The sequence below is a fragment of the Actinoplanes xinjiangensis genome (assembly GCF_003148685.1).
Classification (GTDB): domain Bacteria; phylum Actinomycetota; class Actinomycetes; order Mycobacteriales; family Micromonosporaceae; genus Actinoplanes; species Actinoplanes xinjiangensis.
Genome location: NZ_QGGR01000009.1, coordinates 86,754 through 110,783, shown reverse-complemented (window position 1 = coordinate 110,783; position 24,030 = coordinate 86,754). Strand labels below are relative to the sequence as shown.

The 24,030-nt window shown below is 69.7% G+C and carries 26 protein-coding genes; 19 read left to right on the top strand and 7 right to left on the bottom strand.

The window, feature by feature from the left end:
* The first annotated feature begins 1 nt into the window (after position 1).
* The 10 genes from BC793_RS21240 to BC793_RS21195 all read left to right on the top strand — a co-directional run bounded on the left by BC793_RS21240 (position 2) and on the right by BC793_RS21195 (position 10,671).
* A complete protein-coding gene (locus BC793_RS21240; protein ID WP_109594888.1) occupies positions 2-3,019 on the top strand; it encodes a sensor histidine kinase in 3,018 nt (1,005 codons plus the stop codon).
* Positions 3,016-3,462: a roadblock/LC7 domain-containing protein gene (locus BC793_RS21235; protein ID WP_109594886.1), complete on the top strand. Its 447-nt coding sequence runs from the start codon at positions 3,016-3,018 to the stop codon at positions 3,460-3,462. The genes BC793_RS21240 and BC793_RS21235 overlap by 4 nt, the downstream gene beginning before the upstream one ends.
* Entirely contained in the window at positions 3,459-3,920 is a 462-nt protein-coding gene (locus BC793_RS21230; protein WP_109594884.1) for a DUF742 domain-containing protein, read from the top strand. Before BC793_RS21235 ends, BC793_RS21230 begins: the two co-directional genes overlap by 4 nt.
* Positions 3,898-4,524: a GTP-binding protein gene (locus tag BC793_RS21225; protein WP_109594882.1), complete on the top strand. Its 627-nt coding sequence runs from the start codon at positions 3,898-3,900 to the stop codon at positions 4,522-4,524. Before BC793_RS21230 ends, BC793_RS21225 begins: the two co-directional genes overlap by 23 nt.
* 123 nt (positions 4,525-4,647) lie before the next feature.
* On the top strand, positions 4,648-5,409 hold the full coding sequence (locus BC793_RS21220) for a hypothetical protein (protein WP_109594880.1): 762 nt from the start codon (positions 4,648-4,650) through the stop codon (positions 5,407-5,409).
* A 276-nt stretch (positions 5,410-5,685) separates the two neighbouring features.
* Positions 5,686-7,014 carry a glycosyltransferase gene (locus BC793_RS21215; RefSeq protein WP_109594878.1) on the top strand — a complete coding sequence of 443 codons (1,329 nt, stop codon included), beginning with the start codon at positions 5,686-5,688 and terminating at the stop codon, positions 7,012-7,014.
* A 36-nt stretch (positions 7,015-7,050) separates the two neighbouring features.
* Positions 7,051-8,232, top strand: a complete 1,182-nt coding sequence (gene wecB, locus BC793_RS21210) for a non-hydrolyzing UDP-N-acetylglucosamine 2-epimerase (protein ID WP_109594876.1) — start codon at positions 7,051-7,053, stop codon at positions 8,230-8,232.
* On the top strand, positions 8,232-9,854 hold the full coding sequence (locus BC793_RS21205) for a DUF2334 domain-containing protein (RefSeq protein ID WP_109594874.1): 1,623 nt from the start codon (positions 8,232-8,234) through the stop codon (positions 9,852-9,854). The genes wecB and BC793_RS21205 overlap by 1 nt, the downstream gene beginning before the upstream one ends.
* Before the next feature lie 14 nt (positions 9,855-9,868).
* Complete coding sequence (locus BC793_RS21200) at positions 9,869-10,210, top strand: hypothetical protein (RefSeq protein ID WP_239170224.1); 342 nt, start codon at positions 9,869-9,871, stop codon at positions 10,208-10,210.
* A gap of 38 nt (positions 10,211-10,248) precedes the next feature.
* Entirely contained in the window at positions 10,249-10,671 is a 423-nt protein-coding gene (locus BC793_RS21195; RefSeq protein WP_109594870.1) for a VOC family protein, read from the top strand.
* On the opposite strand, the gene BC793_RS21190 is transcribed toward BC793_RS21195, so the two are convergent.
* On the bottom strand, positions 10,664-11,413 hold the full coding sequence (locus BC793_RS21190; protein ID WP_109594868.1) for a dienelactone hydrolase family protein: 750 nt from the start codon (positions 11,411-11,413) through the stop codon (positions 10,664-10,666). The genes BC793_RS21195 and BC793_RS21190 overlap by 8 nt on opposite strands.
* A gap of 89 nt (positions 11,414-11,502) precedes the next feature.
* On the opposite strand from BC793_RS21190, the gene BC793_RS21185 reads away from it, so the two are divergent.
* Complete coding sequence (locus BC793_RS21185; protein ID WP_109594866.1) at positions 11,503-12,060, top strand: TetR/AcrR family transcriptional regulator; 558 nt, start codon at positions 11,503-11,505, stop codon at positions 12,058-12,060.
* A gap of 9 nt (positions 12,061-12,069) precedes the next feature.
* Here the strand turns inward: BC793_RS21185 and BC793_RS21180 are convergent, their stop codons facing one another.
* Positions 12,070-12,678: a TetR/AcrR family transcriptional regulator gene (locus BC793_RS21180; protein ID WP_203896328.1), complete on the bottom strand. Its 609-nt coding sequence runs from the start codon at positions 12,676-12,678 to the stop codon at positions 12,070-12,072.
* A gap of 109 nt (positions 12,679-12,787) precedes the next feature.
* On the opposite strand from BC793_RS21180, the gene BC793_RS21175 reads away from it, so the two are divergent.
* From BC793_RS21175 to BC793_RS21165, 3 genes are all read left to right on the top strand, one after another.
* Positions 12,788-14,362, top strand: a complete 1,575-nt coding sequence (locus BC793_RS21175) for an MDR family MFS transporter (RefSeq protein ID WP_109594864.1) — start codon at positions 12,788-12,790, stop codon at positions 14,360-14,362.
* 141 nt (positions 14,363-14,503) lie between these two features.
* Positions 14,504-16,078, top strand: a complete 1,575-nt coding sequence (locus BC793_RS21170; protein WP_109594862.1) for a GGDEF domain-containing protein — start codon at positions 14,504-14,506, stop codon at positions 16,076-16,078.
* Positions 16,079-16,164: 86 nt separating this feature from the next.
* Entirely contained in the window at positions 16,165-16,980 is an 816-nt protein-coding gene (locus tag BC793_RS21165) for an SAM-dependent methyltransferase (RefSeq protein ID WP_109594860.1), read from the top strand.
* Positions 16,981-17,166: 186 nt separating this feature from the next.
* Here the strand turns inward: BC793_RS21165 and BC793_RS21160 are convergent, their stop codons facing one another.
* On the bottom strand, positions 17,167-17,529 hold the full coding sequence (locus BC793_RS21160) for a hypothetical protein (RefSeq protein ID WP_239170226.1): 363 nt from the start codon (positions 17,527-17,529) through the stop codon (positions 17,167-17,169).
* Positions 17,522-17,770 carry a hypothetical protein gene (locus BC793_RS21155; RefSeq protein ID WP_146246378.1) on the bottom strand — a complete coding sequence of 83 codons (249 nt, stop codon included), beginning with the start codon at positions 17,768-17,770 and terminating at the stop codon, positions 17,522-17,524. The genes BC793_RS21160 and BC793_RS21155 overlap by 8 nt, the downstream gene beginning before the upstream one ends.
* Before the next feature lie 265 nt (positions 17,771-18,035).
* Between BC793_RS21155 and BC793_RS21150 the strand changes: the two genes are divergently transcribed.
* Positions 18,036-18,272, top strand: coding sequence for a DUF397 domain-containing protein (locus tag BC793_RS21150; protein ID WP_109594857.1), 237 nt, complete (start codon positions 18,036-18,038; stop codon positions 18,270-18,272).
* Positions 18,273-18,303: 31 nt separating this feature from the next.
* Here the strand turns inward: BC793_RS21150 and BC793_RS21145 are convergent, their stop codons facing one another.
* Positions 18,304-19,194: a helix-turn-helix domain-containing protein gene (locus tag BC793_RS21145; protein WP_109594855.1), complete on the bottom strand. Its 891-nt coding sequence runs from the start codon at positions 19,192-19,194 to the stop codon at positions 18,304-18,306.
* A 385-nt stretch (positions 19,195-19,579) separates the two neighbouring features.
* Between BC793_RS21145 and BC793_RS21140 the strand changes: the two genes are divergently transcribed.
* The 4 genes from BC793_RS21140 (at position 19,580) to BC793_RS21125 (ending at position 21,684) form a co-directional block, all read left to right on the top strand.
* Entirely contained in the window at positions 19,580-19,879 is a 300-nt protein-coding gene (locus BC793_RS21140; RefSeq protein ID WP_109594853.1) for a hypothetical protein, read from the top strand.
* A gap of 163 nt (positions 19,880-20,042) precedes the next feature.
* The gene (locus tag BC793_RS21135) at positions 20,043-20,378 is read left to right on the top strand and encodes a winged helix-turn-helix transcriptional regulator (protein ID WP_109594851.1); all 336 of its coding nucleotides are present in this window, start codon (positions 20,043-20,045) and stop codon (positions 20,376-20,378) included.
* A gap of 188 nt (positions 20,379-20,566) precedes the next feature.
* Positions 20,567-21,202 carry a malonic semialdehyde reductase gene (locus BC793_RS21130; protein ID WP_239170227.1) on the top strand — a complete coding sequence of 212 codons (636 nt, stop codon included), beginning with the start codon at positions 20,567-20,569 and terminating at the stop codon, positions 21,200-21,202.
* 215 nt (positions 21,203-21,417) lie between these two features.
* Entirely contained in the window at positions 21,418-21,684 is a 267-nt protein-coding gene (locus BC793_RS21125) for a DUF3040 domain-containing protein (RefSeq protein ID WP_146246377.1), read from the top strand.
* A 19-nt stretch (positions 21,685-21,703) separates the two neighbouring features.
* On the opposite strand, the gene BC793_RS21120 is transcribed toward BC793_RS21125, so the two are convergent.
* Together BC793_RS21120 and BC793_RS21115 are read right to left on the bottom strand one after the other, a co-directional pair.
* Positions 21,704-22,540: a phosphoribosylaminoimidazolesuccinocarboxamide synthase gene (locus tag BC793_RS21120; protein WP_109594845.1), complete on the bottom strand. Its 837-nt coding sequence runs from the start codon at positions 22,538-22,540 to the stop codon at positions 21,704-21,706.
* A gap of 218 nt (positions 22,541-22,758) precedes the next feature.
* Positions 22,759-23,982, bottom strand: coding sequence for an MFS transporter (locus BC793_RS21115; RefSeq protein ID WP_109594843.1), 1,224 nt, complete (start codon positions 23,980-23,982; stop codon positions 22,759-22,761).
* Between the last annotated feature and the right edge of the window lie 48 nt (positions 23,983-24,030).

Below are 24,030 nucleotides of genomic sequence, written 5' to 3'. Positions count from 1 at the left end.
CGTGCTATTCGGAAAGTTCCGCATCCTGGGCAAGCTGGCCCTGCTGATCCTCGTACCACTGCTCGGCGTCGTCGGCCTGGCCATCCCGGTCATCTACGAGCGCATCGAAGCGGCCACCACCGCTCAGGACACCGCGAACACCGTCGCCCGGGCCACCGCGGTCAGCGCCTCGCTGATCGAACTCCAGGAGGAGCGCCTGCTCTCGGTCGGCTACCTGCTCGGTCTGGTCGAACGGCCGGCCCTGGTGCTCCAGAGCGCCGAGGCCGCCGACTCGGTGGCCGGCCTCGCCGACGACGAGGACGCCCCGCTCGCGCTGCGCCGGGCCATCGCCGGCGCGGCCAAGTTGAACAGCACCCGGCAGAACGTGCTGAACCGTTCGATCCAGCCGCCGACGGTGATCAGCGACTTCACCAGCGCGATCAACCCGCTGATCGAGGGTCTGGGCCTGTCCACCGGTGCCGACCTCACGACCAGTGTCGGCCAGCAGGTCTACGCCCTGGACCGCGCCATGCGCTCCGACGACCTGATCAGCCAGGCGTCGTGCTGGCTGGCCTCCGCGGTGGTCGCCGGCGCCGGCCGCAGCCCGCAGGATGCGGCGCTGCTGCTGAGCCAGTTCACCTCGACCTTCGCGCAGATCCAGTCGATCATCACGTCGTCGCGGGTGTACTTCACCGACGCGCAGTACAAGCTGTACCTGAGCACCCAGCAGGCGTTCACCGCGCGTGTGGGTCCCAAGTTCACCGCCGCGCTGGAGACCAACCCGGCGCTGGCACTGAACGACCTGAAGATCAACCTGCTGTTCCCGTCCCTCCAGTCGGTGACCATCCTCGGTAGCTTCGTCGAGAAGCGCGTGGCGCAGGACGTGGGCGTGGCCGTGGCCGACAACCGGTCGAGCGCCATCCGGCAGTCGGCGCTCATCGGTGGTGGCGCGTTCCTGCTGCTCATCCTGGTGATCACGCTGTCGATCCTGATGGCCCGCGCGGTCGCCCGGCCGCTGCGGCGCCTGACCGTCTCGGCGGACCGCATCGCCCGCGCCGCCGAGTCCGAGCTCGAGCGCGTGGCCGACGACGAGGCCGAGGCCCAGGTCCGGCCGATCCGGCTGGACCCGGTCGACGTCGAGGCCCAGGACGAGATCGGTGACCTGGCCCGGGCGTTCGACCGCGTGCAGACCACCGCCGCCCGGCTGGTGGAACGTCAGGTGCTCGGCCGCCGTAACGTCGCTCAGATGTTCGGCCACGTCGGTCGTCGTACGCAGAACCTGGTCGGCCGCCAGCTGTCCCTGATCGACACGCTGGAGCGCAAGGAGACCGACAGCGACCGCCTGCGCGAGCTCTACCGTCTGGACCACATGTCCAGCCGTCTGCGCCGGAACGCGTCCGCGCTGGTCGTGCTCTCCGGTGGCGCCGGTGCGAACGAGCACATGGCGCCGCTGGGTCTCTCCGACGTCGTCCGTCTCGCCCTCGGTGAGATCGAGGACTACACCCGTGTCGAGGTGGACATCCCCGAGGACATCGTCGTGGCGCCGGCCGTCCTGGCCGACCTGACGCTGCTCCTGGCCGAGCTGCTGGAGAACGCCACCACGTTCTCTCCGCCGCACACCAACGTCACGGTCAGCGCCGACGAGCTGCGTGGCGGTGCCCGCCTCGCGATCATCGACCACGGCCTGGGCCTCGCCCCCGAGCGTCTGGCCGAGGAGAACGCGCGACTGACCCGCCGTGAGCGTCTCGACCTGGCGCCCACCGAGGTGCTGGGTCTCTTCGTGGTCGGCCGGCTCGCCCGCCGGCACGGCATCGAGGTGACCCTCACCGACACCCCGGACGGCGGTCTGACCGCCTGGATCGACCTGAGCCCGTCGCACCTGATCGGCCGCGTGGAGAACCTCTCCCCGATGGCCCCCGCGGCGTACCCGTCGGCAGCGCCGGTCGAGGCCTTCCCGGCCGGTCCGGTGCCGCAGCAGCTCCAGGCTCCCGAGATGCCGATGGCGCCGGCCTACGCGGCGGCGCTGCGCGGCAACACCACCGAGGTGGCCATCGCCAGTGCCGGTGTCCGGTCGGTGCCGGGCAGCCAGCAGCCGTTCGACCCGATCAAGCTCAGCCGGGCCACCCAGGTGGTCGAGGCCGGCACCTCGTGGAACGCGTTCGGCCCGGCCGGGATGCCGGCTCTCGGCAGCGCCCCGGCGAACGCCGACCCGTACGCGGGACAGCCGGTCTACGACGCCGAGCCGGTGTACTCGCCGGGCCCGGCGTACCAGGAGCCGGCGTACCCGTCGGCCGGCAGCTACCCGGAGCCGGTCCAGTCGTACGACCTGGGCACTCCGGTCGCCGGCCGGGTTCCGTCCGCGCTGCCCGAGCTGCCGCCGGCCCAGCCGGCCTGGAGTGCCGAGGCGGCCGTACAGCCCAGCTGGAACGTCCCCGCCCCGGCCGCCCCGGAGATCCCGGTCGCCCCGCCGGCCCCGGTCACGCCGGAGCCGCAGCGCAACGGGACCGGCGCTCCCCTGCGCCGCCGGGTGCCGGGCAGCCAGCTCCCGGCCGAGAGCGTGCCGCACCAGCTCGCCGCGCCCAAGTCGCAGGACGACGCCCTCGCCGCGCGGGCCGCGTTCGACGCCTTCGAGGCGGGTGTCATCCGCGCGCACGACACGAGCGTGTCGATCCCGGCGCCGGACTTCTCCGCACCGAGCTGGAACTCCCCGGCTCCGGTGTCGCCCCCGCCCGCCCCGCAGCAGTGGAACTCCCCGGCTCCGGTGTCGGCCCCGCCCGCCCCGCAGCAGTGGGACGCCCCGCGGTGGGAGACTCCGGCACCGCCCGCCCCGCCCGCGCCCCCGTCCTCGAACGGTGGTGCCCCGTTGACCCGTCGAGTGCCGGGAGCAACCCTCCCGCGCGACGAGATGCAACCGATCACCCCGCCGGCCCCGTCCACGCTGGACCCCGAGGCCGCCCGGGCTCTCATGGATCAGTTCGAGTACGGAGTCGCACTCGCACTGAATGAAAGTCAGCCACAACACGAGGGACAACCGCGATGACTTCCCCTTACTCCCCCGCGCAAAGTCAGCTCAGCGCTGAAGCCAAAACCTTCAACTGGCTGCTTGACTCGTTCACCTCCGGTACCGCGGGTGTGATCGAAGCCATCGCCGTCTCCTCGGACGGTCTGCTGATGGCCATGTCGGCGATCAAGGACCGGCCCAACGCCGAGCGCCTCGCGGCCGTCGTCTCCGGCCTGACCAGCCTCTCCGGTGGGGCTGCGAGCTGGTACCGTCTCGGCGCCCTGAACCGGGTCATCATCGACATGGCGGACGGCTACCTGCTGGTGACCGCGATCAGTGCCGGCTCGGTGCTGGGTGTCATCGCGGACCGTTCGGCCAACCTGGGCACGCTGGCGTACGAGATGACGCTCTTCGCCACCCGCGCCGGTGGCGCCCTGAGCCCGCGCCTGATCGCCGAGCTTAAGAACGCTGTTCAGCAGTGACGTACCCGGACCCCGACGAACCGGTACCTCCGGCGCGAACCGGAGTCCGGCCCTTCCTGCAATCCGGTCCTCAGCACTCGACCGGTGGTTACACCCCTACCGGGGAGCACCCGCCGGTCGAGTCATCGACCAATACGCTGCGCCCGTTCGTCATCACGTCCGGGCGGACCGATGGAGGCGACCCCGACATCGGTATGGAGACTCAGGTGACGTTGGTGCCCGGTGCGCCACCGTCCCGGCTCTCTCCGGAAACCAGGGCGATCGTGGCTCTCTGCGAGGAGAGCCCGATCTCGGTAGCCGAGATCTCCGCACGCCTTCGTCTGCACCTGGGCGTGACCCGAATCCTGGTCGGCGACCTCCGCGCCACCGGCCAGCTCGATGTCCATGTGTTGGACAACGACACACCTGACCCCGACACCATCATGCGAGTGATCCGTGGACTTCGATCCATCAGCTAACCGCGTCGTCGGTACCGCGCGCATACCCGGCGCTCCGGCGCCCAAGAAGGCGCCGGTCCCGGTCAAGATCATCGTGGCCGGCGGCTTCGGGGTCGGCAAGACGACCACCGTGGGCGCCATCTCCGAGATCTCGCCTCTCACCACCGAGGCCGAGATGACCTCGGAGTCGGTCGGTATCGACAACCCCGGCCAGGCCACGATGAAGACCGGTACGACGGTCGCGATGGACTTCGGTGTCCTCACCATCGACCAGACCCTGAAGCTGTACATCTTCGGCACGCCGGGTCAGACGCGCTTCGCCTTCATGTGGGACGACCTGGTCCGGGGCGCTCTGGGCGCCCTGGTCGTGGTCGACACCAACCGCATAGACGACTGCTATCCGGCGGTCGACTACTTCGAGCGGGCCGGCCTGCCGTTCGTGGTCGGTATCAACACCTTCAACGGGCAGATGAGCTACAGCGTCGAGGAGGTCCGGTGGGCCCTCGCGGTGCGTGAAGACGTCCCGGTCATATCCTTCGATGCGCGCTTCCGTGCTTCGGTACGGGACGCTCTGCTCGTGGTACTGGACCAGGCTCTCGACAAGGCCATTCGGATGAAGTCGTAGGGTGTGATCCGGGTCGCCCGGAGACGGATTCCCATGGAACCCGGGGCAGGGCGGTTCCCAAACCGGCCCGCGGAGGGGCACAGTTGGGGTACCGGGCGACCGCGTAGGAAAGAGGACGGTGACGTGCGAGGCGGACTGGACGACGCGCTCGACAAGCTCGCCCGGCGGGACGAGCTGAGGCGCCGGGCCGCCGGAGAGACCAGCGGCACCCCGCCGGCGGTGACCGAGCTGGTCGAGGCGATCGCGGGTGTGGTGTCCCGTAATCCTCAGATGACGGTCACGGTCGGTGTCGAGGGTGCCGGCGATCCGGTGCTGCTCCATTTCGCGATGGCCGACGGCGTGGTGCAGGTGACCGCCGACAATCCGGTCGCCCCGCGGGCCACCGAGGCGGCGCCCCGGCATGCCGACTTCGAGATCGAGGTCGAGGAGCCGGTCGAGGAGCCGCCACCCGCGGCGCCGCCACGGGCGAGCCGCGACGATCAGGACCGGTTCGGCCCGACCACGGACTTCGAGTATGCCGAGCCGACGACCGCGGAGCAGCCGTTCGTCACCAACCGGCACGAGCAGGCCTTCGGGTACGACCAGGCCGGCTACGCCGATCAGGGCAACATCACACCGCATCCGTTCGCGGCGACACCGCCCCCGCCGGTCCCGCCGCATCCCTATGCGGCCGCGCCGCCGCCGTACGCGGAGACCCACGAGCCGCATCCGTACGCCCAGTCGTACCCCGCGCAGCATGCCGAGCAGCAGCAGCCCGGTTTCCCGGAGCCGCTTCCCGAGCCGATCCCGCTACAGGTGGAGCGCCCGGAGGAGACCGAGATGGCGGCCCGCCGCCTGGCGGCGATGCTGCGCAGCGATCCCACTCTGCTCGACGGACCGCAGTAGGTTTTTCTCACTCTCAGTAGCCGCGTAGTCGCGCTCGGGTGAATCACTCTCCGCAATGGTTTGACTCCGGGCCGGAGTGAGGCCCATTTGCCAGAATGGCGCCGATCGCGCCCGGTTTCGCCTGCTTAACGCAGTCTGAGATGTCTGGGTTCGCCCTTTTAGCCGGTCTCCTCCTCCGTTCCGATGATCGCTCTTGAGTGACGCTCGGTAGTTCCCTAATGTCCTATTACGTCCAGGGCAACAGCACGGACGGTAACGACTACGGGGGAGGTTCCGATGACCGCGTCGGACAGCTGGCAGTTCGCGGTCGCCGGTTACGCGGTCCTGCTTGCCTGGCCGATCACCACGGTGGTCCTGGTCTGGTTCGCACTCCGCTACCACGGCACGCACCGCGCCAAGGTCGTCAACCGCTCGCTCGCCGGCGGCAACGGTCGCCCCGACAACTTCTGGATCATCGTCCCGGCCCTGAACGAGGAGGCCGTCGTCGCCAACACGGTCGGCGCCGCCCTCAACCTGCGCGGCCCGGCCGGCACCCTGTCCCGGGTGCTGGTCGTCGACGATGGATCGGACGACCGCACTCCCGAGGTGCTGGCCGCCATCGACCACCCCCGGTTGCACATCATGCGGCGCGAACTGCCGGAGGCCCGGCAGGGCAAGGGCGAAGCGCTGAACGCCGCGTACCGCCACATCTCGATGCTCACCGCGCAGGCGGGTGTGGCACCGGAGAAGGTGGTCGTCGGCATCATCGACGGCGACGGCCAGGGCAGCGAGAACATCCTGGTCGAGGTGTCCCGGCTGATGCGCGACGAGCGCGTCGGTGCGGCCCAGGTGCAGGTACGCATCCGCAACCGCAACCGTCTCCTCGGCGCCGTGCAGGACCTGGAGTTCGGCGCGATCGTCGACGCCTGCCAGAACATGCGCGACGCCCTGGACACCGTCGGCCTCGGCGGCAACGGCCAGTTCAGCCGGCTCTCCACGCTGCAGACACTCGGCACCGCCCCCTGGTCCAGCTGCCTCGTCGAGGACATGGAACTGGGCCTGCGGATGCACCTGAACGGCGTCGGGATCCGCTACACCTCCCGTGCCTCGGTGACCCAGCAGGCGGTGGTCGACGTCCGCCGCCTGACCCGGCAGCGGACCCGCTGGGCCCAGGGCAACATGCAGTGCGCCCGCTACCTCGGCCGGCTCTTCGAGTCGCCGCGGGTGGCCCGGATCGCCCTGGCCGAGATGCTGCACTACCTGCTCTCGCCGTGGGCCAACGCGATCGTCACGGTGCTGCTCATCGGCACCGGGATCGCCGGACTGGGCGGCCTGCTGGTCGGTCACCCGATCGTCTTCATCCCGACCTGGGCCGCACTGGCCGAGAGCCTGGGTGTCTGGCTCGGCGTCACCACCTTCCCCGGCGTGCTCTGGGCGCTGGTGCACAAGCGCAAGCACGGCGACGAGGGCATGCCCCGAATGCTCACCGCCGCCCTCGCGTACCCCGCCTTCCTGGTCCTCGGTCTCGCCGCCACCTATCGCGCTCTGGGCCGGCAGGCCAGCGGCCGCCAGGCCTGGGCCAAGACCGAGCGCCTCGTCGAGGAACCCATCGCCGTCCCCGCCTGATCCCCCTTCACCACAACGAGAGAAAAGGCTCCCCCCGTGTCTCGTGAAGTCCACCTCGTCGGCGGCACCCGCCCCGAAGCCGTCAAGCTCGCCCCCGTCGCCCTCGCCATGCGCGAAGCCGGTCTGCTCACCCCGATCCTGCTGGCCAGCGGTCAGCACCCGACGATGGTCACCCAGGCTCTCGCCGCGTTCGACCTGAAGCCGGACATCACCCTCCAGGTCGAGCGGGAGACCGGCAGCCAGGCCGAACTGCTCACCGCGATGATCCGCGAACTGGACGAGCTGTGGTCGGTACGCACCCCGGCCGCCGTGATCGTGCAGGGCGACACCACCACGAGCCTGGCCGGCGCCCTGGCCGCGTTCTGGCGGCGCATTCCGGTCGTCCACCTGGAGGCCGGCCTGCGCTCCGGTGATCTGGAGTCGCCGTTCCCGGAGGAGGGCAACCGCCGCCTGGTCGCCCAGGTCGCCGCCCTGCACCTGGCGCCGACGCCGCTGGCCGCGATGAACCTGCTGGACGAGAAGATCCCGGTGACCGACGTGCTGATCACCGGCAACACCGTGGTCGACGCGACCCTCGCGGTGGCCGCCCGCAAGCTGCCGTTCGAGAACGCCGACGTGGCCGCGGCCCGGGCGACCGGCGTCAACCGCCTGGTCCTGGTGACCGCGCACCGTCGCGAGTCGTGGGGTGAGCCGCTGGACCGGATCCTGTCCGCGGTCAAGGAGCTGATCGCCCGCTACGACGACATCGACGTGATCCTGCCGAGCCACCCGAACCCGGCGGTCCGCGCGCAGGTGGACGCCGCCCTGGCCGGGGTGGAGCGGGTGACCGTCACCGACCCGCTGCCCTACCCGGACCTGGCCCGGTTGCTCTCCGAGGCCTACCTGGTGCTCACCGACTCGGGCGGCATCCAGGAGGAGGCGCCGTCGTTCGGGGTGCCGGCACTGGTGCTGCGGGACGTGACCGAGCGGGTCGAGTCACTGCACGCCGGCTGCGCCAAGCTGGTCGGCTCGGACCCCGCGCTGATCGTGTCGGAGGCGTCGCTGCTGCTGGACAGCCGGATGCGCCGGGACGCGATGACGGCCGGCGGTAACCCGTACGGCGACGGTCTCGCCGCGCAGCGCACCGCCCAGGCCACCGCCGCCCTCCTCGGTCTCGCGAGTTTCCCCGAGGCCATGCCCGTCGCCCCGTCCGCCCTCAAGACCGGAGCTGTCGCCTGATGCGTACCGCCATCGTTTCCCGCCGCAACGTCCTCGTCGCCGGTGCCGCCGCGGCCGCGGTCGCCGCGGTCGGCTTCAGCACCATGGAGGCGGACGCCGCCACCGCCACCGCCACCACCGCGGGGGGCCGGACCGGCAAGGCGGCTCCCGGTGGGGGCACGGCCAAGACCCTGGTCCTGTACGACACCACGGGCGACTACGGCTGGCTGGGCGAGGTCTACGCCACCCAGGTGGCGAACCTGAGCTCGCACTTCGGCTCGTGGACGGCCGCGCCGGTGACCGGCTACAAGTCCGGTGACCTGGCCGGCTACTCGGCGCTGATCTACCTGGGCTCGACCTACGACGAGCCGCTGCCGGCCGCGTTCCTGGCCGACGTCGCCGCCACCACCAAGCCGGTGATCTGGGTGCGGGACAACGTCTGGCAGCTGACCAAGGTGGACGGTTTCGCCGCGAAGTTCGGCTTCACCAGTGGTCTCTTCGACTTCGCCGACGTCGCCGAGGTGTCCTACAAGGGTCGTTCCCTGACCCGAGGTGCCGACAACAAGTCGGGCCTGATGAACCTGACCGTCTCGGACGCGTCGAAGGTCACCACGGTGGCCGCCGCCAAGCGCGCCGACGGCTCCACGCTGCCCTGGGCGGTACGGTCCGGGAACCTGACCTACGTCAGCGAGATCCCGTTCTCGTACGTCACCCACGACGACCGCTACCTGATCTTCGCGGACCTGCTGTTCGACGCCCTCGCCCCGAACACCAGGGAGCGGCACCGTGCCCTGATCCGGATCGAGGACATCGGCCCGGACTCGGACCCGGCCGAGCTGAAGGCGATCGCCGACTACCTGTCGTCGATGAAGGTGCCGTTCAGCGTCGCCGTCTACCCGCGGTACCGGGACCCGAAGGGTGCCATGAACGGCGGCAAGGCCGAGGACTACACCCTGGCGAAGAGGCCGCTGGTCGTGGCCGCCCTGAAGTACATGCAGGCCAAGGGCGGCACGCTGCTGATGCACGGCTACACCCACCAGTACGGCTCGGTGGCCAACCCGTACGACGGGGTGAGCGCGAACGACTTCGAGTTCTTCACGGCGCACGTCGACGGCAACGACCGGGTGATCTACGACGGCCCAGTCAAGGAGGACTCGGTCGCCTGGGCCACCGCGCGGATGATCGCCTCCGGCGCGGTCTTCGCGGCCACCGGGCTCGGCGCCCCGAAGATCTTCGAGTTCCCGCACTATGCGGCCAGCCCGGCCGACTACCAGGCGGCGAACACGCTCTTCGGCAAGCGGTACGACCGGGGCCTGTACTTCCCCGGCGTGCTGACCGGCGCCAAGTACCACTACGCCCGGCAGTTCGGCCAGTTCTTCCCCTACACGGTGCGCGACGTCTACGGCTCGGTCGTGGTGCCGGAGAACATCGGCAATGTGGAGCCGGACGCCTACAACGGGCACCCGTCGCGGCTGCCGGCCGACCTGATCGCCAGCGCCGAGCGCAACCTGGTGATCCGGGACGGCGTGGCCAGCCTCTTCTACCACGGTTATCTGGGCACCGACTACCTCAAGCAGTTGGTGCCGGGCATCATCAAGGCGGGATACACCTTCGTGAGTGCCGAAACCATGCTGAACGGCTGAGAACCTTGGACGTAGTGGATTTCTGGGTCAGGTCGTGGACCGCCGACGACCTGACCGGGGCCCGCAGACTGCTCGCCCCGGACGTGGAGGCCGAATGGAACCTCGACGCGCCGGTGGACGAGGAGGAACTGCTCCAGGTGCTGCACCGGATCGCCGCGTTCGCGGACGGCGTCACCGTGGTGGCCCGGACCGACGCGGTGGACGGTGCGGCCCTGGTCTATGACCTGGCGGCGCCGTTCGGCACGGCCCGCCTGGTCGAGTTCCTCGGGGTGGAGAACGACAAGATCAATGAGGTACGGCACGTGTACGACGTGACGGCGATCGACCGGTACTTCCCGGGTCTCTACGCCAATTAGGCCGGATACCGTCCTGAATCGTCGGTAGCGTGCGGGTCATGGCTTACGACTTCCAGGTCACCGTGGACTGCACCGAACCGCACACGCTCGCCGACTGGTGGGCCGAGACGCTCGGGTGGAATGTGGAGCCCCAGGACGAGGCGTTCATCAAGGACATGGTCGCCAAGGGGTACGCCACCGACGACGAGACCACCCACCACCGGGGCAAGCTGGTCTGGCGGGCCGGCTCCGCGATCCGCCACCCCGAGACCGAGCGCCGGATGCTCTTCCAGTTCGACGCGTCGGCCAAGACCGTGAAGAACCGGGTGCACGTCGACATCCGGGTCGGCGAGGAGAACCGGGACGCCGAGCGCGACAAACTGGTCGCACGCGGCGCCACCTTCCTCTGGGCGGCCAGTCAGGGACCGCACTCGTGGTTCACGCTGACCGACCCGGAGGGCAACGAGTTCTGCATCACCTGAGAGCCCGCTCCAGCAGCGGCAGCAGCGCCGCCCAGTGCCGCTTCTCGGCCTCCGGGTGGTACATCGACGTGTCGCTCATCGTGAAACCGTGTGGGGCGCCCTCGTAGAGCTCCGAGGTGTATTCCACCCCGGCCTCCGCGAGGGTGATCTCCAGGGCCTTGATCTGCTCCGGCGTCATCGAGCCGTCGTTGTCGGCGTGTCCGAAGTAGACCTCGGCGGTCAGGTTCGGTACGCCCAGGTGCGGGCTGTCCGGCTCGTCGGTGACCACTCCGCCGGCGTGGAAACTGGCCAGCGCGGCGAACCGGTTCGGGTGCTCCGAGGCCGCGACCAGCGCGTTCCGGCCACCCATGCAGTAGCCGACGATCCCGGCCGGTCCGGCCGCCGCCTCCTCGCGCCCGTCGAGGAAGTCCAGGTAGGCGGCCGTGTCCGCACTGATCCGCGCACGCGTGAGACCTCTGATCATCGGCATCAGCCGGCCGAACGCGGCACCGCGCTTCTCGGCGTCGAGCATCTCCTCCGGCTCGACGAGCGGCCCACGGGCGTCGCGGTAGAAGAGATTCGGGACGAGTACGGCGTACCCCTGCCCGGCGATCCGGACGGCCATCTCCATGAGCCGCGGCCGCAGGCCGAACGCATCCATGAAGATCAGCACCGCCGGGAACGGCCCGGGGCCCTCCGGCGTGACGAAGTACGCCTCGGCCGTACCGTCCGCGGCCGGCACCTCGACCTCGATCTGTGGCATTCCCGCCCCTCTCGTCCCGTTCGCGTCGATCATGCGGACGGTAACATCGGATCTCTGCCTTTCCCGCGGAACGTCGTATCCTGTGGCGCATGGCCACCCGGCTGCGCGCGGACGCGCGGCGTAATCGCGCGGCCCTGCTCGCCGCGGCGCGGGAGGTCTTCGCCGAGCAGGGTCTCGATGCCTCGCTGGACGAGATCGCCCGGCGCGCGGGCGTCGGCAACGCCACTCTCTACCGCCGTTTCCCCAGCCGGCGGCACCTGATCGCGGAGGTCTTCGCGAGTCACATGACCGCCGCGGTCCAGCTCGCCGAGCAGGCGCTCGATCATCCCGACCCGTGGGCGGCGTTCGTCGGCTACCTGACCCGCGTCTGTGAGCTGCAGGCGACCGACCGCGGCCTGGCCGAGCTGCTGGTCACCTCCGCCTTCGACGACGACGAGCGGCTGGCCGGGCTGCGTTCCACCGCCTACCAGCGGGCCGTCGACGTGCTGACCCGGGCCCAGCGGGCCGGGCGGTTGCGCTCCGACTTCACCGGGCGCGACTTCGCGCTGCTGATGATGGCGAACGCCGGCGTCGCCCAGCACTCGGCCGATCCCCAGGGCTGGCGGCGCGCTCTGACGCTGGTCATCCACGGTCTCGGCACCCGCTGAACCACCCCGTCATGTCGGGACGGCGAAACCCCGGCCCGCCAGATCCAGGGAGTCGCGGGCCACGTCCCAGAACCTGCGCTCGGCCGGATGCTCCAGCCAGACGTTGAGGGAGACCCGCAGCACGGCGAGGAAGGTCGCGGCGACGAGCCTTGCTCGTACCCCCGAGGGGTCCTGATCTTTGAATCGGACCGCGACCTGGTCGCTCAGCTCGCGCTCCAGCGCGGCGAAGGTCTGCACCTGCGCCGCGGCCAGGGACGGATGCCGCCGCACCAGACGGCTCTGTGCCACCCACTCCGGATCGAGATCGCCCAGCTCGGTGTAGAACTCGGCGGCGGCCGCGGTCAACGCGGTCCACGGCGGCTCGGCCGCCGGACGTGCCCGGACCAGGCCGCAGAGCAGGAGCATCCGGCGCCGGTCGGCGTGGAAGAGCGCCTCCTCCTTGTTGGCGAAGTAGTTGGAGAAGGTCCGCCGGGAGACGCCGGCCCGGTCGGCGATGGCGTCCACGGTGATCCGGTCCGGCCCGAACTCCAGGGCCAGCCGCAGCGCCGCCTCGTAGAGCGCCTGGCGGGTGGCCTCCTTCTTGCGCTCACGAAGGCCCTGCTCAATCGCCGCACTCATGATCTGAGCCTACCGGCGTGTGATTCAGTTCCCAATGGGCAAAGTTGCGCAACAGGCAAGTTCAGGAAGATAGTTGTATGCAGCAAGCATCACGAGGAGAGGCGTCCCGATGACCGCACCCACCGTCGATCGGGCGGAGCCGAGCCCGATGAGCCACCGCGAGATCATGGAGGCACTCTCCGGTCTCCTGCTCGTGCTCTTCGTCGCGATGGCCAGCTCCACCATCGTCTCCACCGCACTGCCGAAGATCATCGGCGATCTCGACGGCACTCAGACGCAGTACACCTGGGTGGTCACCGCGACCCTGCTGACCGCCACCGCGTCCACCCCGATCTGGGGCAAGCTGGCCGACCTCTACAGCAAGAAGGTCCTGGTCCAGGCCTCCATCGTGATCTTCATCCTGGGTTCGCTGATCGCCGGGTTCACGCAGAACACCGAACAGCTGATCGCCGCCCGGGCGTTCCAGGGCCTCGGCATGGGCGGCGTGCAGGCGCTGGTGCAGGTCGCCATCGCCGCGATGATCCCGCCCCGGGAGCGCGGCCGCTACAACGGCTACCTCGGTGGGGTGATGGCGCTGGCCACGGTCGGCGGCCCGCTGCTCGGCGGCCTCATCGTCGACACCGACGCGCTCGGCTGGCGCTGGTGCTTCTTCATCGGCGCGCCGTTCGCGGTGCTCGCCCTGATCGTCCTCCAGAAGACCCTGCACCTGCCGGTCATGCGCCGCGACGACGTGAAGATCGACTACCTGGGCGCCTCGCTGATCGCGGCCGGCGTCAGCGTCATCCTGATCTGGGTGTCGTTCGTGGACGGGACGTTCGCCTGGCTGTCCTGGCAGACCGGGGTCATGGTCGGCGGCGGTGTGCTGCTGCTCGCCCTGGCGGTGTGGGTCGAGGCGCGGGTCGCCGAGCCGGTCGTGCCACTGCCGATCGTCCGGGAGCGCACCACGACGCTGGCCATCATCGGCAGCCTCGCGGTCGGTATGGCGATGTTCGGCGGCTCGGTCTTCCTGGGCCAGTACTTCCAGATCGGCCGGGGCTACAGCCCGACCGAGGCCGGCCTGCTGATGATCCCGATGATGGCCGGGGTGCTGGTCTCCTCGACCGTCGCGGGCCGGCTCATCACCCGGAGCGGCCGGATCAAGCCGTACGTGGTGGCCGGCACGATCACCCTGGTCGCCGGGTTCAGCGCGCTCTCCTTCCTGGATCACGACACCCCGCTCTGGTACATCGGCACCGCGATGGCCGTCATCGGCGTCGGTGTCGGCATGTCCATGCAGAACCTGGTCCTCGCCGTACAGAACACCGTCTCGCTCAAGGACATCGGCGCGGCCAGCTCCACGATCGCCTTCTTCCGCTCCCTGGGCGGCACGATCGGCGTCTCGGTGCTCGGCGCGGTCCTCGCCCGTCACGTGGCCGACTCGATGACCGAGCAGCTCACCGCGCTGGGCGTGCCGGCGGAGTCGGCGTCGAGCGGAGCCGGCAGCCTCAACCTGAGCAGCCTGCCGGAGCAGATCCAGCACGTGGTACGGATCGCGTACGGCGACGCCACCGGGCACATCTTCCTGATCTCGGCCGCAGTGGCCGTGGTCGGTGTGATCGCCGCGGTGGCGATGAAGCCGACGACGTTGCGGTCCACGGTGGACCTTGCTCCGGAACGGCCGCTCGTCTCCTCCTCAGTCGAATAGGGCACAGATCACGCCGCACTCCCTGGGGTCAGCTCCTCACGCAGAGCTAACCTCGGGGAGCCCGGCGTTTCCCTCAGCCTCGGCTCTCACCTGCCGAATGGCGTCGCTGAGGAAGCACGCGCCGGGAGAGGGAGGCGGTTGATGGACCACCCGATCGACGCCGACGCGCTTTCGGCAGCCCTTCTCGACATCGAGGACCGGCGCTCCTGGGACGCCCACGCCGAGCTGGCGCGGGCCATCCGCCTGGAAGAGGCGGCTCAGGTGCTCGGCGATCCACTGCTGATCGCGCGAGCCCGGCTCTGCCAGGCCAACATGCGGATGCGCCTCGGCGACATCAGCGCGGCCACCGAGCAGATCTGGCAGGTCCACGAGTGGGTGGTGGCCAACGACGCCCGCGTGCTGATGGCCCGCATGCACATGCTCTGGGCCTACATCCACCAGCACCTCGGCGACGCCGAGCAGTCGCTGGAGCATGCCCTGCTGGCGGTCGAGCTCCTCGACGACGACTGCACCACCCACATGCACATCTGGCACCGCACCAAGCTGGCCGACGCCTTCTGCATGGCCGGCTCGATCGACGCGGCGCGCGTTCGCTACGCGCAGGCGGAGGAACTGGCCGTGCTCTCCGGCCACCCGGCCCTGCTGTGCCTGCTCAACAACCACGCCTACGCGGAGTACGACTCGGGAGATCAGCAGCGCGCCCAGGAGGTGGCCGACCGTCTGCTGCGGCTCGCCGACCAGTGGGACATGCCGCTCGAGCCCGCTTACCTCGACACGGTCGGCTCGATCCAGATCGGCAACGGGCGCTACGCCGAGGCCGAACGCACCCTGACCCTGTGCCTGGAACGGCATGCCGAAGGCCGCTGGGACGACGCGAACGATCTCTCCCAGTATCTGGTGACCCTGGCGCAGGCACAGCGCGGCCTCGGCCGGTTCGACCTGGCGCAGGCCAGCCTCGACGACGCCCGCCGGCACTGCATCGAGCGTGACCTCGGTGAGTCGCTGGTCCGCCTGCACCAGGAGCAGGCCGAGCTGCACGCGGCCCGGGGCGACTTCGCGGCCGCCTTCACCGCGCACAAGACCTTCTTCACCGAGTATCAGAACCTGCACTCCCTCCAGCGGGAGGCACGGACCCGGACCAGGCAGGCGATGTTCGAGACGGTCGAGGCCCGGGAGGAGGCCGAGCGCTTCCGGGAGCAGGCCCGCCGTGATCCGCTGACCGGCCTGCACAACCGCCGGTACATCGACGAGAGCCTGCCGTCCCTGATCGGCTCCGACCCCGCGCTCATCGTCGCGCTCGTCGACCTCGACCACTTCAAGCAGATCAACGACCGGCTCTCGCACAACGTGGGCGACCAGGTCCTGATCCGCGTCGCCGGGCTGCTCGCCGACGGGGTGACAGCCGGTTGCCCGGCCGGATTCACCGCCCGGATGGGTGGTGAGGAGTTCCTCATCGTGCTGCCCGGTACCACCCCCGGCCGGGCGGTAGCCCTGCTCGACGGGATCCGCCGCACGATCCGCGACCACGACTGGCACGGCATCACCCGCGGCCTTCCGGTCACCGTGAGCATAGGCGTCGCCACCAGCGCGGAGACGCCCGTTCCGACCCAACCGGCCCTTCTGTCCACTGCGGACGGTCGCCTGTACGCTGCGAAGCACGCCGGACGGGATCGCGTCGTCTCGGCCCCCCGCCGCGGCTTCGCCTCCGCCGCCTGAAAGCGGATTCCGGGGGTTAAGCCGGTCGATCGTTCGGGCTAGGCTGAGCGGGGTCGTAACGCGGGGTATTGGAGGCGGTCGTAACAGTGGACAATTCCGCATCTTCCGAGGTCGCTCCACCCGGGGTCAACATCAACGTGCCCCATTCCGCCCGCATCTACGACTACTGGCTCGGCGGCAAGGACAACTTCGCCGTCGACCGCGGGGTCGGCGAGGCGATGATCAAGGCCATCCCCGGCATGCGCTACATGGCCAAGGAGAATCGGAAGTTCGTCCACCGGGTGGCCCGCGACCTGGTGCGGAAAGAGGGCATCCGCCAGTTCCTCGACATCGGCACCGGCATCCCCACCCGGCCCAACCTGCACGAGGTCGCTCAGGACATCGAGCCCACCACGCGGGTGGTCTACGTCGACAACGACCCGATCGTGCTGGTGCACGCCCGCGCGCTGATGCTGAGCCACCCCCAGGGCCGCAGTGAGTACATCGCCGCCGACATCCGCCGCCCGCGGTCCATCCTGGAGGATGAGGCGCTCCAGGACACGCTCGACCTGAAGGAGCCGGTCGGGCTCACCCTGATCGCGATCCTGATGCTGCTCGCCGACGCCGACGACCCGTGGGCCCGGGTCGCGGAGCTGCGTGACGCCCTGCCGTCCGGCAGCTGCCTGGCGATCACCCACCCGACCGCCGACTTCAACCCCGACGAGGTGACCGCTGCGGTCGCCGCCGCCACCGGTGCGGGGATGACGCTCGTCGTCCGTACCCGCGAGGCGGTCGAGCGGTTCTTCGGTGACTGGGAGATGCTGGAGCCGGGCGTGGCGCCGGTGTCGGCCTGGCGGCCGGACGAGCCGGCGGACAATCCCGAGGCGGCCTACTACTGGGCCGGGGTCGCCCGGAAGCCGTGAGCCGGCTTTCCCTTCGGTCGGGAGCAGGTCCTCGGACCTCGCCTTTCGGCGTCTTCTCCGGCAGCCTTTTCGGCGCCTTCTCGCCGCGGTGAGTCTTCTCGCCACGGTGAGTCTTCTCCCGCCGGCAGCAGCGATGGGGGACCGGGTGGGCGGCCCAGCACGGGGAACCGCGCCGCCCACCCGGCGTCACACGGATGTGCTGCTGCGCAACACCCGTAAGCGTGGCCGCTTGGCAGCCGGCGGGACGGGTATGCACGCCGCACGGACGAGCATCTCGCGCACCGCACCCTCACGTCCGTAACGATCGATCACGACACCGCGCACGCCGAGCCAGTAGTCACCCTCGTGCGGGATGGGCTGCGACCAGTTCACCCGCTCCAGGCGCAGACGAATGGGACCGATGCCGTAGCAGTAGTCCGACTCGGCGAACTCGTACACCGGCCAGGACGGCCCACTGGGCCGCAGCCGGTTGCCGCGGACATGCGGGCCCCGCGTCTGCGGGGGCCGGGCAGGTCGCTGCTGGCGGTGGCAACGAACGAGCTCAGTCACGCGCGTCGGACTCATCCTCCTCGGCAGGCGGCCTCCGGACGGTCGTCCCGCCGGGCCGGCTCAACGCATACCTGACCCCTCCGAACCGGTGTGTCACCATGGTCGCCCGCGTCGACGCGGCGAACACCTCGTCGGTGAACGGCGCGTCACGGTGAACCAGCGAGTTACCCCAGCGTGGGCCGTCGGCCACGCCGGGGTCACCCGGTCCGGGGAGTTCTGGGCCGGCGTTCGGAATCGACATTGCTTGTCACCTCTCGCTAAGGACGCCCCCGCCAGGGAGCCTCGCGCCGAGGCCGCAGACTGTCGCTCCGCGACCGACCCGTCACCTAAAGATGTCACCCTGAGTGACACCCCTAGGGAGTAGTACGTGCGTTATCATGCTCAGAATCCCGTGACTACGCAAGGCCAGATGCACGTGCATTTGCATCGCCGCCATGTTGTGGGCACGCGGACACCACCGACTCCGGATCGATGGGCGATCCGGGGGCAAATCTAGGGAGCTTGGAATGACCAACGTGGTCAACGGCATGCCTGCCGGCGAACTGCAGGGAGTCGCCTGGCAGAAGAGCCGCCGCAGCAACCCGAGTGGCAACTGCGTTGAGTGCGCCGTCCTGCCCAACGGCGACGTCGCTGTGCGTAACTCCCGGGATCCCGAGGGTGCTGCACTGATCTATAACCGCGCTGAGATCGAGGCCTTCCTCGGCGGCGTCCGCGACGGAGACTTCGACAACCTGATCGCCTAATCGCTTCGACGTGACGATCGGCCGCTCGGTCTCAGACCGGGCGGCCGACCTCGTTCAGGAGCTTGCCGAGAATCTCGGGCGTGTGGTTCGGCGGCTCGGCGTCGATACAGACGCGCTCCATCGCCATCGCGTAGTGATCCACGTCCTCGCGCTTGTCCAGGTAGATCGCGCTGGTGAGCTGCTCCACATAGACCACGTCCGGCAGCTCCGGCTCGGGGAAGCGCAGGATCGCGAACGGCCCGCCCGCCGCGGCATGCCCGCCGACCATGAACGGGATGATCTGCAACCGGACACCCGGCAGCTTCGACGCCTCGATCAGCGACTCGATCTGTGCCCGCATCACGTCGACGCCGCCGATCGGGCGGCGCAGCACCGCCTCGTCGATCACCGCCCACAGCTGAGGGCCACCCGAACGGGTGAGGATCTGCTGGCGCTGCAGCCGCACATCGACCCGGCGGTTGATCTCCTCCGCGCTGGCACCCGCGTGGCCCAGCATGATCACGGCCCGCGCGTAGTCGGGCGTCTGCAGAAGACCGGGGACGAACTGGATCTCGTAGGTCCGGATCAGCGAGGCGGCCGCCTCCAGACCCAGGTATGCCTGGAACCAGGTCGGCAGGACGTCACCGAAGTGCTGCCACCAACCGGGATTGTTGGCCTGCCGGGCGAGGCCGATCAGCGCGTCCCGCTCGGCGGAGTCGGACACCCCATACATGGTCAACAGGTCGGCGACGTCGCGTTCCTTGAAGCTGACGCGGCCGAGCTCCATGCGGCTGATCTTGGAACCGGAGGCGCGGATCTCGTAGCCGGCCGCCTCCCGCGTGATCCCTTTCGACTCCCGCAGCTTACGAAGCTGGGAGCCGAGCAGGATGCGCAGCACGGTGGGGCCGCCACCCGGCGCCTCCTCCTGCGAACCCGCGCTCACCTGACTCCTTGTCGCTGCTCTGTGACTGCCCGGCGCAGTCCTACGCATCCTAGAGCGGAGATCGTCAACAACGAAACCGGTCCGGATCGTCGTCCCCGTACCGCTCGGTCGCTGCCTGGCGCACCGCTCGATCGATGCTTCAGCACCGCTCGATCGATGGCCTTGCGCCGCCCGATCGGTGTCTCCCGCGCCGCTCCGTCGTCGTCTCCGTCGCGCCCGTCGTTGCGGATGCACGTGCAGACGGCCTTGCGGACGCACTTGATGACGAGCATGATAGCTGACAGACACGATCCGACCGCTGACACAGCGTGCCGAAATCTTCGCCTGCTCAGATGTTGCGTCGTGCTCCGGCAAGAGTCCGCCTCAAGCCATTGGAGGCATTTCCATGCCGAACCTGACGGCGTCCACACCCACCGTGACCCCGGTGCACCGCGATCCGTCCGACGTCGCCCCGGCCGAGAGTTACCGGCCGGCCGATCCGGTGTGGGTGTATAGGGATGGCTGGCGGGCCGGCATCATCGAGGCGGCGTCTCCCCGGGCGGTCACCGTCACCTACCAGCCGGGAAATCATCGCGGCACCGGTGTGGACACCTTCACCGCGCCGTATGTGACGTTTCGCGCCGACAGCGCACCCGACCTGGACCAGCGCGGCCTGCGGCTGGTCCGCCGGAGCCCTCTGGCATGACCGGGGCGGTCACCGTCTCGGCGCTCGCCGGCCTGCTCAGCCTCCTGGCCGGTGTGGCCCTCGGGTGGTATCTGCGCAGCAGCAGTGACTGGTGCGCCGACTGCGCCCGGACCGAGCAGTCACCGAACTCCCTACAGCGCCCCCGGCGTGTAGTTTTACGTCTATGGCGGCAGTGGACGAGCAGCACGAGTCGTGCGTTCGCCGTGATGCCGCCCTGTCCCGGGCCTTCGAGTTCCTGGGCCGCCGGTGGAACGCCGCGGTCCTCGGCAAACTCCACGACGGCCCGGTCGGTTTCCGGGACCTCTCCCGCAGTATCACCGGCATCAGTGACTCGGTGCTCTCCAATCGCCTGTCCAGTCTGGCGGCGGCGGGCCTGATCGTCCGCTCCGTCGACGAGGGGCCCCCGGTGTCGGTCTCCTACACCCTCACCCCGGCGGGGCACGCCCTCATGCCGGCCCTCGAGCAGATCGCCTTCTGGGCCGACGAGCACATCCCCTGACGCCTTCCCGGGCGCTGCCTCCCGCGCGAGCCTTATCGCCGCGTTCCGTCCTGGTCCCGCGGGCTCGACCACGGCTTCGGCGGCCCTCTGCCACCGCGCGAGGGACGGGCTTCAAGCCGCCACGGGTCGTGACTGAGTTCACCGGGCGACGAGTGGCTTTCCATGAGTTAGTCGCTAGCTTTTTAGAAGTGGATACTCTTTCTGAAGCGGATGTGAACGCGGGCACACCGGACCGGCCGCGACTCGGTGACGACGGCCGGGCGCTGCTGTTCACCGAGGCACGGACCGCCTCGTCGTTCGCGCCGACGCCGGTGTCCGATGCCGAGCTTGCGGAGATCTGGGACCTCGCGAAGTGGCCGCCGACCGCGGCGAACACTCAACCGCTACGGGTGCTGTTCGTGCGTACCGAAGAGGGCAAGAGGCGGCTCATCCCGCACCTGGCCGAAGGCAATCGGCCCAAGTCGCAGAGCGCCCCGGTCGTCGCGGTTCTCGCGCTGGACACGTCGTTCCACGAGTACGTGCCCGAGGTGTTCCCGCACAACCCGGGCCTCAAGGACGTCTACGAGGCGAACGAACCGCTCCGCCTGACCAACGGCACGTTCAGTGCGGCGCTCCAGGCCGGCTACTTCATCCTCGCGGCCCGGTCGGTCGGGCTCGTCGCCGGCCCGATGACCGGGTTCGACAAGGCCGCCGTCGACGCCGAGTTCTTCCCGGACGGGCGGTTCAGGTCACTGGTCGTGGTGAACCTGGGTCACCCGGGCGAGACCCCGTGGCGGGACCGTCTTCCGCGGCTGTCGGCGGAGACCACCGTTCAGTGGGCGTGAGCGCGCCTTCACCCGTACCGAAGCGCCCGTGACGTTTCGGCCGTACCGCTGTGGGCCGTGCCGCTCGGCCCGCACTGCACTCTTCGTACCGCTCTCGTGTCCCTCTCCTCGTACCGAATCAGAAAAACGGCCCGGCGGATGACCGCCGGGCCGTTTCCCGTCGCATGGTTGTGGGTACGCCCTCGCCGCCCGCCCCTCGGATGGAGGTGATCATCGTGCTCAAACCCGAAGAACAGCAGGTCTTTGCCGGTCTGGTAGCCCGGATCGAGATCGACGACCCCGGATTCGCGCAACGCGCCGCCCGACCGCCGCTGTGGTGGGCGGTCGTCGCCGTTCTGCTGTGGACGATCGCCCCGATCTGCATCGTGTTCGGCGGATGGACCGGCCTGATCGAGGGGATCCTGGCCGGCGGTTACGGCGCCCATCTGATGCGCAAACGCCAGCGGTGGACCCTCCTGATCAGCGGTAACCGCCCGGATTGAGCAGCGGCCGCGGCTTCGATCAGCGCCAGCGGTCTCCGGTGATGCGCTCGTAGACCTCGACGTACCGGTTACGGGTGGCCTCGGCGACCTCATCCGGGATGACCGGGCCGGGCTCGGTGCGGTCCCAGTCGGTGTGCTGCGTCGACCAGTCACGGAGGAACTGCTTGTCGAGGTAGCGCGGCACCCTGCCGGGCTGCCACTCGGCGGCCTCCCAGAAACGCGACGAATCCGGCGTCAGCAGCTCGTCACCGATCTTGAGGACGCCGTTCGCGTGCCCGACCTCGATCTTGGTGTCGGCGATGATGATGCCCTTGGCCGCCGCGATCTCCGACCCGCGCCGGTAGATCTCGAGCGTCACCCGGCGCAGCTCCTCAGCGAGCTCCTTGCCGACCCGCTCGACCGTCTCGTCGTACGTCAGCGGCGCGTCGTGCCCTCCACCGACCGGTTCCTTGGTGCTGGGCGTGAAGATCGGCTCAGGCAGCTTGGACGACTCCACCAGCCCGTCCGGCAGCCGGTTGCCGGAGACCATCCGCTCCCGCTCGTAATCCTTGAGCCCCGACCCCGCCAGGTATCCCCGGGCGATGCACTCGACCATGACCATCTCGAGCCGCTCACACCGGATGGCCCGCCCCGCGAACTCGGCGGGGACATCGGTGGCCGAGATGACATGGTTGGGGATGACGTCGCTGAGCTGGTCGAACCACCAGAGGGACAGCTGGGTGAGAATCTTCCCCTTGTCCGGAATCGGCGTCGGCAGGATGACGTCATAGATCGAGATCCGATCCGAGGCGACCAGGATGAGGTCATCCCCGTCGGCATAGACGTCCCGGACCTTGCCGGAGTGCAGGAGCTCCACGTGTTCCCCTCGATGCTGGCGGGTGCAGGCACCCTCACGCTATCGAACCGCGATGTGGCCTGCGGAAAGCCACCGGGGCACACCTCCAGGGTCGCGGGACCGCGTTCCGGCCGAGTACGCCGGACACCGGCGTGAGGTGCCGGTTTCCGGCCGCCATCGCCTGACGCACGGTGCCGGCCGGTCGAGAGATCGACCGGCCGGCAACGGGGCGTTCATAGTCAGGCGGGTTGTTCGGCGGGGCGGCCCAGCAGGACGGACCAATTCAAGGCGCGTCCCTTCAACCGGACCAGCGCAACCCCACCCACCACCGCCGCGACGGTGGTGACCGCGCCGGCCGTGACCAGGGCCCCTCGGGCGCCCATCGAGTCGCAGAGCCAGCCGATCGCCGGGGCTCCGACGATGCCGGACAGCGACGAGACGATGCCGACGGTGGCGAGGACGCGGCCGCGCATCTCCTCGCGCGTGTCCAGCTGGATGCGGGTGGAGACGACGGTGTCGAAGACGACGGCGCCGGCGGCGATCGGGAGGATCAGGGCGGCGAAGCCCAGCACGGAAGGGGCCAGCCCGGAACAGAATTGCAGGGCGCTGATCAGGAATCCGGTTCCGACGAGGACCCGCAGCGTGGAGCGCCCGGTACCGGCCAGCAGCAGGCCGCCCGCGACGGCGCCGACGGCGAAGACCGTCGACAACAGACCGTACGAACCGGACGATCCACCCAGCGGGCCGGAGACCATGGCGGCCATCGACACCTGGTAGTTGCGGCCGAGGGAGCCGAGCACGAACGACAGGGCCAGGACGACCAGGATCACCGGCTGGCGCAGGAGGTAGCGGAAGCCGGCCAGGACACCGCCCTCGGAGGCGGCAGCGACGGCGAGCGGCCGCATGTCGCCGAGGCGCATGGCGAGCAGGGCGAAGATGACGGCGAGGTACGACAGCGCGTTGATCACGAACAGCGCGTTCGGGCCGGTGACGCCGATGAGCACACCGCCGAGAGCCATGCCGCCGATCCGGCCGGCGGAGCTGAGGACGGAGCCGAGTGCCAGCGCGGACGCCAGCGCGTCCTTGGAGACGAGGGCGGAGCCGAAACGGCCGAGGATCGGGCCTTCGAAGGAGCCGATCACCCCGGAGGCGAAGGCGACCGCGTAGACCGTCCAGTTGCCGCCGGGCAGCAGGAGAGCCAGTGCGAGCAGCGCCCGCGTGGCCTGGAAGGCGATCAGCAGGGGCCGGGCCGGCAGGCGGTCGGCGAGAGCGCCGCCCCAACTGCCGAGCAGCAGGACGGGCAGGGACTGCAGCATGACGACCGCGCCCATGGCGGTCGCCGAGCCGGTGGCCGACAGGATCAGCCAGTTCAGCGCCAGCACCTGCATCCACGTGCCGCCGACCGAGATGAGGTCGGCGGCCGCCCACAGGCGGTAGTTTCGCTCTCGGAGCGGCGCGAACATCGGAGCCAAGGCGGCGGCACCTCCACAAGGAAAGTGGCGCCGTCCATC

What these genes read in the sequence shown, in the direction of transcription:
- BC793_RS21235 (WP_109594886.1), top strand. Translation starts at nt 3,016, where the DNA reads ATGACTTCCCCTTACTCCCCCGCGCAAAGTCAGCTCAGCGCTGAAGCC.
- BC793_RS21215 (WP_109594878.1), top strand. Translation starts at nt 5,686, where the DNA reads ATGACCGCGTCGGACAGCTGGCAGTTCGCGGTCGCCGGTTACGCGGTC.
- BC793_RS21205 (WP_109594874.1), top strand. Translation starts at nt 8,232, where the DNA reads ATGCGTACCGCCATCGTTTCCCGCCGCAACGTCCTCGTCGCCGGTGCC.
- BC793_RS21195 (WP_109594870.1), top strand. Translation starts at nt 10,249, where the DNA reads ATGGCTTACGACTTCCAGGTCACCGTGGACTGCACCGAACCGCACACG.
- BC793_RS21190 (WP_109594868.1), bottom strand. Translation starts at nt 11,413, where the DNA reads ATGCCACAGATCGAGGTCGAGGTGCCGGCCGCGGACGGTACGGCCGAG.
- BC793_RS21185 (WP_109594866.1), top strand. Translation starts at nt 11,503, where the DNA reads ATGGCCACCCGGCTGCGCGCGGACGCGCGGCGTAATCGCGCGGCCCTG.
- BC793_RS21180 (WP_203896328.1), bottom strand. Translation starts at nt 12,678, where the DNA reads ATGAGTGCGGCGATTGAGCAGGGCCTTCGTGAGCGCAAGAAGGAGGCC.
- BC793_RS21175 (WP_109594864.1), top strand. Translation starts at nt 12,788, where the DNA reads ATGACCGCACCCACCGTCGATCGGGCGGAGCCGAGCCCGATGAGCCAC.
- BC793_RS21170 (WP_109594862.1), top strand. Translation starts at nt 14,504, where the DNA reads ATGGACCACCCGATCGACGCCGACGCGCTTTCGGCAGCCCTTCTCGAC.
- BC793_RS21155 (WP_146246378.1), bottom strand. Translation starts at nt 17,770, where the DNA reads ATGTCGATTCCGAACGCCGGCCCAGAACTCCCCGGACCGGGTGACCCC.
- BC793_RS21150 (WP_109594857.1), top strand. Translation starts at nt 18,036, where the DNA reads ATGACCAACGTGGTCAACGGCATGCCTGCCGGCGAACTGCAGGGAGTC.
- BC793_RS21140 (WP_109594853.1), top strand. Translation starts at nt 19,580, where the DNA reads ATGCCGAACCTGACGGCGTCCACACCCACCGTGACCCCGGTGCACCGC.
- BC793_RS21135 (WP_109594851.1), top strand. Translation starts at nt 20,043, where the DNA reads ATGGCGGCAGTGGACGAGCAGCACGAGTCGTGCGTTCGCCGTGATGCC.
- BC793_RS21115 (WP_109594843.1), bottom strand. Translation starts at nt 23,982, where the DNA reads ATGTTCGCGCCGCTCCGAGAGCGAAACTACCGCCTGTGGGCGGCCGCC.